General features: G+C 46.6%; 7 protein-coding genes. All 7 read right to left on the bottom strand.

Annotation, left to right across the window (positions count from 1 at the left end; all coding sequences use genetic code 11):
- Positions 1-104: 104 nt before the first annotated feature.
- Positions 105-1,040 (bottom strand): LysR family transcriptional regulator, encoded by a 936-nt coding sequence (locus CAG68_RS04840; RefSeq protein WP_005379132.1) that lies wholly within the window; start codon positions 1,038-1,040, stop codon positions 105-107.
- Positions 1,041-1,095: 55 nt separating this feature from the next.
- Entirely contained in the window at positions 1,096-2,103 is a 1,008-nt protein-coding gene (locus CAG68_RS04835) for a substrate-binding domain-containing protein (RefSeq protein ID WP_161440835.1), read from the bottom strand.
- A 226-nt stretch (positions 2,104-2,329) separates the two neighbouring features.
- A complete protein-coding gene (locus CAG68_RS04830) occupies positions 2,330-3,349 on the bottom strand; it encodes an SPOR domain-containing protein (RefSeq protein WP_086046416.1) in 1,020 nt (339 codons plus the stop codon).
- Positions 3,350-3,506: 157 nt separating this feature from the next.
- A complete protein-coding gene (locus CAG68_RS04825) occupies positions 3,507-4,457 on the bottom strand; it encodes an ABC transporter permease (protein WP_054730225.1) in 951 nt (316 codons plus the stop codon).
- Between the two features lie 2 nt (positions 4,458-4,459).
- Positions 4,460-5,437, bottom strand: a complete 978-nt coding sequence (locus CAG68_RS04820) for an ABC transporter permease (RefSeq protein WP_086046415.1) — start codon at positions 5,435-5,437, stop codon at positions 4,460-4,462.
- A 147-nt stretch (positions 5,438-5,584) separates the two neighbouring features.
- Positions 5,585-7,138: an ABC transporter substrate-binding protein gene (locus CAG68_RS04815; protein ID WP_005379109.1), complete on the bottom strand. Its 1,554-nt coding sequence runs from the start codon at positions 7,136-7,138 to the stop codon at positions 5,585-5,587.
- A 92-nt stretch (positions 7,139-7,230) separates the two neighbouring features.
- The gene (locus tag CAG68_RS04810) at positions 7,231-8,946 is read right to left on the bottom strand and encodes a dipeptide ABC transporter ATP-binding protein (RefSeq protein WP_005379108.1); all 1,716 of its coding nucleotides are present in this window, start codon (positions 8,944-8,946) and stop codon (positions 7,231-7,233) included.
- Between the last annotated feature and the right edge of the window lie 383 nt (positions 8,947-9,329).

Raw genomic sequence — 9,329 nt, 5'->3', positions numbered from 1 at the left:
ATATTCATTTTTGAATATCTTAAGAAGTAAGTTGTCTATGTAATCACACAACATTGATAAGGTTAAAGCATCTACTCTCATTCAGCCGATGCCATAAAGTGACATCACTGCGTAAAAATCAGCGGCGTATTGAGGGTTTGTCGCACCACTTTATGCAGGTGTCTGTGCAAAGGATGGTTGCGGTTGGTTTGAAGGAAACCGCCAGAGACAACAAACTGGCTAAACTCACGATTAACGGGTGGCATTGCGTAAGAGGCGAGTTCTGGCATCAACAATGCTGAGCTTTGACTGGCATACATAATCGCGTCGGTTTCTTGCAACATTTGGCAAGCCAAACGCAAATTATAGGACTTCAGTAACACTACTGGCTCATAACCCATGCGTCGATACTCGGACTCCACGGTACAAAGCGGTTTATATGACGCAGGCGCAGGCAAAGAGACGAGTGGTAGTTTGGACACCGTGTCCCAATCATTGCTGACTTTCGACAACGTTGGGTGGTTTTTGCGCGCCAAAATCACTCGTTTTTCAACGAATAACGGGCGCATGTAAATGTCTTTCGACAGCTCGGTCTCTTGGTCAAGAATGCAGTAATCGTGCTCGCCTTCTAACATTTCATCGTGCGAGTAAGTATTCCAGCTGGAAAAGGCAAAGTGCGCTTTGGGAAAGGCTCGATGACAACCAGTGAGCAGTCGCTGCCCTTGTTCATCCATCAAATAAGGGTCAGTTACAATCGCAATCTGCCCTTGGTATTGCAGTGGGTCGAACACTTCAAATTCTTGCACCACTTTTTCCAGTGGTGCAACCATATTGTCGAACTCGGCGGCGAGACGAATCGCCATGGGTGATGGCTCTACCCCATGTGCTTTACGCACAAAAAGCGGGTCATCAAACACTTGCTTCAACTTCATCACGCCGCGGCTGGCGCTCGGTTGAGAAATGCCAAGCTGCATTGCGGCCAGCTTGATGCTGCGGTTTTCCACCACGGCTTTTAATAAACGCATTAAGTTGAGATCCAATGCATCCAGCTGATGTGCCATACCCTAACCTACCAATACCATTGATGAGCGAATACAAAGAGCAGTTAACAATTAGTTAAACACTCTCTCCCGACGTGATCTGATACCCCATATCGAAGACTTTTTCTTCTTGCGTTTCGCCTTTCAGGCGCGCAATTAATAACTCTGCGCTCTTTACACCAATTTGGAAACGCGGCGTATCAACGCTGGTCAGTTTCGGGCTGATGGTTTGACCGATATCCAGCGCGTTATAGCCCGCCACTGCCAATTGCTGTGGAACTTGAATGCCACGTTGCTGCGCACTCAGCATGGTGCCAATTGCGATGTCATCGTTGGTACAGAACACCCCATCGAGCGTTGGGTGCATTTCCAGTGCGCGTTCGAGCAAATCATGCGCTAAAGAAAAACTAGAATGATCACCAGTTAATACATGTTTGGGTTCTAGCCCTGCTTCTGTCATCGCGCGATCGTAACCTTGCATCCGCAATTTGGTTCGCGTATCCAGACGCGCGCCAAAATAGACGATTGTACTCTTCCCCGTATCTAGCATCTGCTTAACCACGGTGTACGACGCATCTTCATGATCGAGTCCAACCGCCATATCAATCGGCTCCGATGGCAGTTCCATGGTTTCGACCACCGGAATGCCCGCATTTTTGATCATCTGTAATGTACGCGGCGTGTGATGGCTTTCAGTTAGAATAAGCCCATCGACTTGATAAGAGAGTAATGACGCGATCTTGCGCTCTTCTTCAAGCTCATCGTAGCTAAAATGCGCTAAAAGCGTCTCATAGCCATTGGCTTTGGTCACCATCTCTATGCCCTGAACAAAGGAAGCAAAAATTTGGTTGGACAAAGACGGCAGTAAAATACCAATGGCTTTACTGGAGGACTTTGACAACATCGCCGGTGCACGGTTTTCGATGTAACCCATCTCTTCAATCGCAGTCGCAATCTTGGCCCGAGTCTTTTCTGCCACCGATTCAGGGTTACGCATATAGCGTGAAACGGTCATCTTCGTGACGCCAACCTGGTCTGCGACATCCTGCAATGTCGTACGAGTTTTCTTATTCTGTTGAGCCATAAATATGTGATTTATCAGTAATGTTACAAGTAACATTATGACGAATAGACTCTCTGCCGACAAGCTCAGTGAAAATAATTCGCAAAATGAGATGAATATCAGTGGTAGAGCGTATTAGCAAACGCATCACAAAGAAACGCCACTTAAATAGCGATAATATTTGAGACCGCAAAAAAGCCCCGAACTCGGGGCTTTCTTCTATATTTTGACCGCAATATCTGAGTCGTTATTTCACGCACACCACGTTCAATAATGAGGTCCCGGTGAGCTGATTGGGCTCACGATCGGCGAACAAACCTTTCTTATCTTTGCCCCAATACGGCAGTTGCAGTGGCCATTGATTTTTTTCCATCACCCCAGACGCCCTCAGCGCTTTAAACTCTGCAGGGTTAGCTAAGTTCATACCCAGTTGCTGACATACTTTGTGCGAGTTTTCGTAGTTGAGGCGGTTCCACGGCTTACCATGTTCCATGTAAAACTGATTATGGTGATCGAGTAAATATGGGACCACGTACGTTTTGCCCTGTACTGAAGTTCTCAACCGAACTTCAATGTCATCATTTCCAGTGACAATTGGCTTCGCTTTGGTCTTAGCAACAGGCGTAGACGAAGAGCTATCACGTGAACTTTTTGCCTTGGTATCTGGCTTCTCTGCCCGCGCTTTAAAGGCGTCGGTATCAGCTCGCACAGCAGGAACTGGCGCGGGTTTCGGGGTCACCGTCGGTGTTGGCTTAACCGAAGATGCGGCTGATTTCGACAATACAGTAGATTTAGGTGTAGGTGGTGTTACTGGTTGTTTCGTCCCTTTCCCAACCACTCGGATGAACGCCTCTTTGTAATTCGACAAGGTTTTGACTCCTCGTAAGTCATCCCTCGCATCAGACAATGCCTTGTAAGGTCCAATCAAACAGCGATAGCCTTTGGATTCAGGCTTCATCCATACGTCAGTCGTGATTTTACTATAGAGAGGCTTAGCTTTCGCGAGAGACATAGGCTTGGGTAGCAATCCGCATTGAATCCAGTAAAGGTAGTTGCCCCCCTGCGGCACTTTCTTTCCCCATACTCCGTTACCAATTGGGCACGTTTTCTCAAGCATCGGTAATTCTTTCTCGCTGGCTTGAGTGGCTTGGCAAAGGAACTCCTCCGCCTCAACTGGATTAGAAAACTGGGCGCATACCAGCAACAAACCCAAAGCCAGGCTTGCTTGGAAGACGTTAGATGGGCGTTGGGCCTTCTTCATTTCCATACACTTCACTCTAAATTAGTGGGTAAGGTCATCATGGCGGAAAAGCGCCAAAAAAATGTGAACAAAGAATAACTAGCAAAAAAAGAGCCGGAATTTGCATCCGGCTCTCAGTTTAGGAAGGAATTAAGTGAATTTACAACGCTTGGTGGGAAAATTCTTATCCTTTGTACAGTTTCGGGTTGAATACATCACGTAGCCAGTCGCCCAACAGGTTGATAACCAAAACCAATGTTACTAGCACGATGCCAGGGAAAGCAGTAATCCACCATGCACCAGAGAAGATGTAGTTAAAGCCGATGCTGATTAGCGCACCCAGTGACGGCTGATCGACTGGCAGACCCAAACCTAGGAATGACAGCGCCGCTTCCGACATGATCGCGTTCGCTACCTGTACCGTCGAGATAACCAAGATTGGCGATAGACAGTTTGGCAGAATGTGACGGAACATGATTCGCGGAGCTTTAAAGCCCATCACACGCGCCGCTTCGACGTATTCTTTCTTCTTCTCTGCCAATACCGAGGCACGAATAGTCCGTGCGTATTGCGGCCATTCTGCCACACCGATGATCACCACCAGCATGACCACCGCATATTGGCTGTAAAAATCACTGCCAAAGCTGGCTTTAAAGATTGCAGAGACGATGATCGCCACCATCATGGTCGAGAACGATAGTTGAACATCCGCAAAGCGCATCAAGAAGCTATCGATACGACCACCGAAGTAACCCGCCGACAAACCAATGATGATACCCAGAATCAACTGAAGACCGACGGCTAAAAAGCCGATCGTCAAAGACAAACGAGAACCGTAAAGAATGGTCGATAAAATATCGCGGCCTTGCTCATCAGTACCAAGAACAAAACGCTCATCGCCCTCTTCCATCCAAGACGGTGGTAGCTCTGAATCCATGATGTCGATAGACGTCAGATCGTACGGGTCTGTTGGCGCAAGAATCGGTGCAGCCAATGCCAATACTAAGAACATCATAAAGACGGTAAAACTCGCCATCGCCACTTTGTCGCGTTTGAAGTAATACAGAAAATCTGACTCTTTGAAACGCTGCCACGCTGATGGAGCAGGAGCTGGTGTTAAATTTGATTGGCTCATGATTAAGCTCCTTTTCCAGTTAGGTTCACAGTTGGGTTGATGATGCCGTACAGCAAGTCAACGATGGTATTGGTTACCACGAAGATCAGACCAACAAAGATAACGTAGGCAGTGATCAGCGGTGTATCTACACGGTTGATTGCCTCTAGGAAAAGGAAGCCAGTGCCCGGCCATTGGAACACGGTTTCAGTCAGGATGGTGTAGGCCACCATGGTACCAATCTGCACGCCACCTACCGTCAATACTGGTAGCATGGTGTTCTTAAGTGCATGTTGGTAATAAATCTTTTGTAAGTTCAAACCTTTTGCTTTGGCGAACTTAATGTATTCCGAATTCAGAACTTCCAGCATTTCTGAACGTACCAAACGGATGAACAACGGCAGCATGATAGACGCTAGCGCAATACAAGGTAGGATGAGGTGCTTGATACCATCAATGGTAAAGAAGCCAGATTCCCAACCGAGTACGTTAGCGGTTTCACCTCGCCCATAGGAAGGCAACCAACCAAGTTCTATGGAGAAGACATACATCAGCATGATTGCGGTTAAGAACACCGGAATCGAGATACCGACACTGCTCATCGCCATTACAAATTTGGTAAAAACACTCTTAGGATGAATCGCAGAGTACACCCCAAGCGGAATAGAGAAAACAATGATGATAAGCGTCGCGCCAAACACGAGCTCTAATGTAGCCACCAGCTTGTCGAGAATCACCTCAACCGCAGGTCGCTTGAAAAAATATGAGGTACCCAAATCACCTTGCAGTGCATTACCCACAAAGCGCGTGTACTTTGTGATAAAGGGATCGTTCAGGCCCAAGTCGTCGCGTAGCGCTTGACGCTCCGATTCCGAAACCGACTGACCTACAAGCTCACGCAGCGGATCACCCAGGTTGTCCTGAATGGCAAACGCCACCAAACTGATCACAAACATCACTATCAGTGCCTGAAACAGGCGCTTGACCAGAAACGAAAACATTCCTTGCCCCTTAACTATCCATAGATCTCTAAATTAGAGAGAAAATTCAGTCTAAATAACCCACTCAATCCGACTGAAACAAAACTGAGTCGAGTGCTTTAAGTTGAGGAGGGAAATCCATCCCTCCTCAAAGTCGACTAACCGTGATTATTCAACCACTAGGTCACCGAAGTAAGGCATTACCATTGGGTTAACGATGTCTGCCGCTTTCACGTTAGACTTCGCACCCCACGCTTCACTTTGCCAGTGTAGCGGTACGAATGCTGCGTCGTTGTATAGTGTTGCTTCTACACCTTTCAGCATTTCTGCACGTTTCGCAGGATCCGTTTCTACGTTCGCAGCTTCAACCACTTTGTCCATTTCTGGGTTTGAGTAGTAACCACAGTTGTACTGACCACGACCGGTTTCTTCGTTACGAGTCATCGTTAGGAACTCGTTGAAGTTCGCTGAGTCTTCTGTATCTGAGTGCCAACCGATCATCAGCATGTCTGCCGCACACTTGTCGAACTCTGGCCAGTATTGCGCTTTTGGCATGGTCTTCAGATCAACCTTGATACCGATCTTAGACAACATTGCCGCTGCCGCTTGTGCTACTTTCGCATCATTCACGTAACGGTTGTTTGGTGCGATCATCGTTAGCGTCAGGCCATTTTCGTAACCCGCTTCTTTCATCAGTTCTTTCGCTTTCTTCAAGTCGTAGCGAGGAACCAGTTTGTCATCGTGACCCACGTAACCTGCCGGGCTTTGCTGACCAGCAGCCGTTGCGAAGCCTTTCATGATTTTCTTCACGATACCTTCGTTATTGATTGCGTGAACAATCGCTTGGCGAACGCGAACGTCTTTCAATGCTTCGTTGCTGTTTTGGTTTAGTTGGAACGTGATGATACGAGTACCAGGTAGCGTAACTAGGTCGATGCCGTCAGCATCTTCAACGCGTTTGTGGTCGTTTGGCGCTACAGGGTGAATCATGTCAACACCGCCAGAAAGCAGCGCTGCTACACGAGTTGCGTCTTCTTTAATTGGCACAAGCGTTAGCTTATCAACGTTACCTTTCGACTCTTTGTCCCAGTAATCTTTAAAGCGTTCAAATTCCACTTTTACGCCCTGTTCACGTGAAGTCACAATGAATGGACCCGTGCCAGATACGTTAGTCGATGCAAATGAGTTACCGTGCTTCACTAGCTCAGACTTGTCTTTGCCGTCCGCAGTTTTGCCCGTGTAGAACTTGCTGTCCATTGGGAAAATGTACGTTGCGGTTTGCAGCACTAGTGGGTAAGGACCTTTAGTTACAAGATCGAACGTGTTGTCGTCAACTTTGACGATTTTTTCGTACGGGTCGAAGATGTTTTTAAAGTCAGGAGAGCTTTGTAAACGCTGGAACGTCCACACGACGTCGTCAGCCGTTAGAGTATTGCCAGAATGGAATTTCACACCTTCACGCAGTTTGAAACGAACAGTCGTATCGTTAATACGTTCCCAGCTTTCTGCTAGGCGAGGCTCGAAATCCATTTTTTGAGTAAAGCGAACCAACGGATCAAATACCATGTGTGACATTTGCAGTGTGCCACCTGATAGCTGCTCATGTGGGTCAAGCGATACTGGGTCAGCTGCATAGCCAACTTTGATATCTGCTGCCATTGCGTTAAAGCTTAGGCCCGCAGCCATTAGCGCCACTGCTAATTTGCTTTTCATGGTTTTCATTTGCATAACTCCTTCATGCGGGGATACGGATCCCTTGTTGTTGTGTTTGCGTCTTTGTTATGACTAAAGGTTAGCCAAGCGAATTGCTTGGTTTATGCCGTTTCGATCTCTTCTCGCAAGCCAGTAAACTCCGGCATCAGAGAAATCAATTTTTTGCTGTATTCGTGTTGAGGTGCCGTGAATAACTGTTCTGTTGGGGCCACTTCTAAAAGTGTACCCATTTGCATCACACCTACTCGGTCACACATCTGACGAATAACAGGTAAATCGTGGCTGATAAACAACATAGTCAAGTTCAGCTCACTTTGCAGATCTTTCAGCAAGTTTAGAATTTGTGCCTGTACCGATACGTCCAGTGCTGAGGTCGGTTCATCACAAATCAAAAGTCGAGGACGAGTCGCCAACGCACGCGCAATAGAAATACGCTGACGTTGACCACCGGAGAATTCATGAGGGTACTTAAGCCCAGCCATTCGACCCAAACCAACATGATCCAATAGGTCATTCACGATTTGGCGAGTTTCCGACTCGTTTTTCGTCAATTTATGGAAACGGATTGGCTCAGCAATAATATCGAATACCTTCATACGAGGGTTCATTGAAGTATATGGGTTTTGGAACACCATCTGCATTTGACGACGCATCGGGCGGCGCTCTTTCTCAGAGGTTAAAGCGGTCAGGTCAATGCCCTCGAATTTCACCTGACCAGAGTTAGGTTGGTATAAACCAGCAATCACACGTGCAATGGTCGATTTACCTGAACCAGACTCGCCCACCAAACCAAAGGTTTCGCCTTCGTGCACTTCAAAGCTCACATTATTAGATGCTTGCACGTATTCTCGGCGGCTTTCGAACAAAGAGTCTTTGGTCACAAAGCGAAGATTGACGTTCTTCACGTCCAAAAGCGGGCCAGTGTACTCACGCTCATCTTGGCTTTGTCCTAACCAGTGGTTCTTGATATCGAGTGGCTCCATTTCCGCCGCTTCTTCGATATAGCTTACTAACGGGAAACGATCTAGCTTTCTGTCTGAACGTGGTACCGCTGAAATTAGACTGCGAGTATAAGAGTGATCAGGATCGCCCAATACTTTGGCTGTTGGTCCAAACTCCACCAAGTCACCACGATACATTACCGCCACGCGATCGGTGACGTTGGAGACGACACCCATATCGTGAGTAACCAACATACAGCCGACATTGTTCTTGATACACAGCTCGCGGATCAAGTTGAGGATTTGGTCTTGGATAGAAACGTCTAACGCCGTAGTTGGTTCGTCCGCGATGATGAGATCAGGCTCACCAGCCAAAGCAATAGCAATGACAACACGCTGACGCATACCACCAGAGAATTGGTGCGGGTACTGTTTTAAGCGGTTTTCTGGTTGCGGAATACCAACCTGCTGCATAAGAGAAAGCGCGCGCTGATACGCCTCTTCATCAGAGACCTTCATGTTGGCGTGAATCGTCTCTTTTAGCTGTTGCTCAACAGTAAAAAGTGGATTGAGTGAGGTCATCGGATCTTGGAAAATAAAACCTATTTTCGAGCCGCGAACCTTACGCATCGCTTCTGGTGATAGGCCAGAAATTTTTTCTCCATCCAGGAATACATCACCGCTAGCAACGCGACCTGGAGGGCTAAGCAAATCAATAACGGCGTTACCAACGGTGGATTTACCCGCACCTGATTCGCCAACAACACCCACGATTTCACCACGTTCAATATGAAAAGAAAGTGATTTCACGGCAGCGTGAACGCCGTGTCGGGATGGGTATTCAATACGAAGGTTTTTCACTTCTAATAGTGACATTTCAGACCTCTACTGCCTTGTCTGTGGTATCGAATCGCGCCAAAGGCACCATTCATCACCTGAATGAATCCGTTCAAATTCAGAATAATACTCTGAAATCTTAATGCGGAAATAATTTGGCAAAAATCACACAAAAAAGCAACAATTAAAGTATATTCCGCCGAAAAAACATTAAATAAACGCACAATTAGCGAATAAAAATGCATTAACAAGTATTTAACCATTTTCATATCACACTATTTTTGTGCGTCATGCACCAATAAAACTAGAAAAATGCTCTAAAAGTAAACATGAGCTAAACAAGATCATTAACCATATTATTCATGTGCATTTATTAACATTTAACAAACAATATCATATGCAAAAAGTGTTTTTTCAACATA

Origin of the sequence: Vibrio sp. V42_P2S4T144 (assembly GCF_009904715.1) — a bacterium.
Lineage (GTDB): Bacteria > Pseudomonadota > Gammaproteobacteria > Enterobacterales > Vibrionaceae > Vibrio > Vibrio alginolyticus.
The sequence above is the reverse complement of the archived record's forward strand: the minus strand, read 5'-3'. Positions and strand labels throughout refer to the sequence as shown.

Excerpts from the sequence above, each read along its gene's own strand:
- CAG68_RS04840 (WP_005379132.1), bottom strand. The coding sequence starts at position 1,040 with ATGGCACATCAGCTGGATGCATTGGATCTCAACTTAATGCGTTTATTA.
- CAG68_RS04810 (WP_005379108.1), bottom strand. The coding sequence starts at position 8,946 with ATGTCACTATTAGAAGTGAAAAACCTTCGTATTGAATACCCATCCCGA.
- CAG68_RS04815 (WP_005379109.1), bottom strand. The coding sequence starts at position 7,138 with ATGAAAACCATGAAAAGCAAATTAGCAGTGGCGCTAATGGCTGCGGGC.
- CAG68_RS04830 (WP_086046416.1), bottom strand. The coding sequence starts at position 3,349 with ATGGAAATGAAGAAGGCCCAACGCCCATCTAACGTCTTCCAAGCAAGC.
- CAG68_RS04835 (WP_161440835.1), bottom strand. The coding sequence starts at position 2,103 with ATGGCTCAACAGAATAAGAAAACTCGTACGACATTGCAGGATGTCGCA.
- CAG68_RS04825 (WP_054730225.1), bottom strand. The coding sequence starts at position 4,457 with ATGAGCCAATCAAATTTAACACCAGCTCCTGCTCCATCAGCGTGGCAG.
- CAG68_RS04820 (WP_086046415.1), bottom strand. The coding sequence starts at position 5,437 with ATGTTTTCGTTTCTGGTCAAGCGCCTGTTTCAGGCACTGATAGTGATG.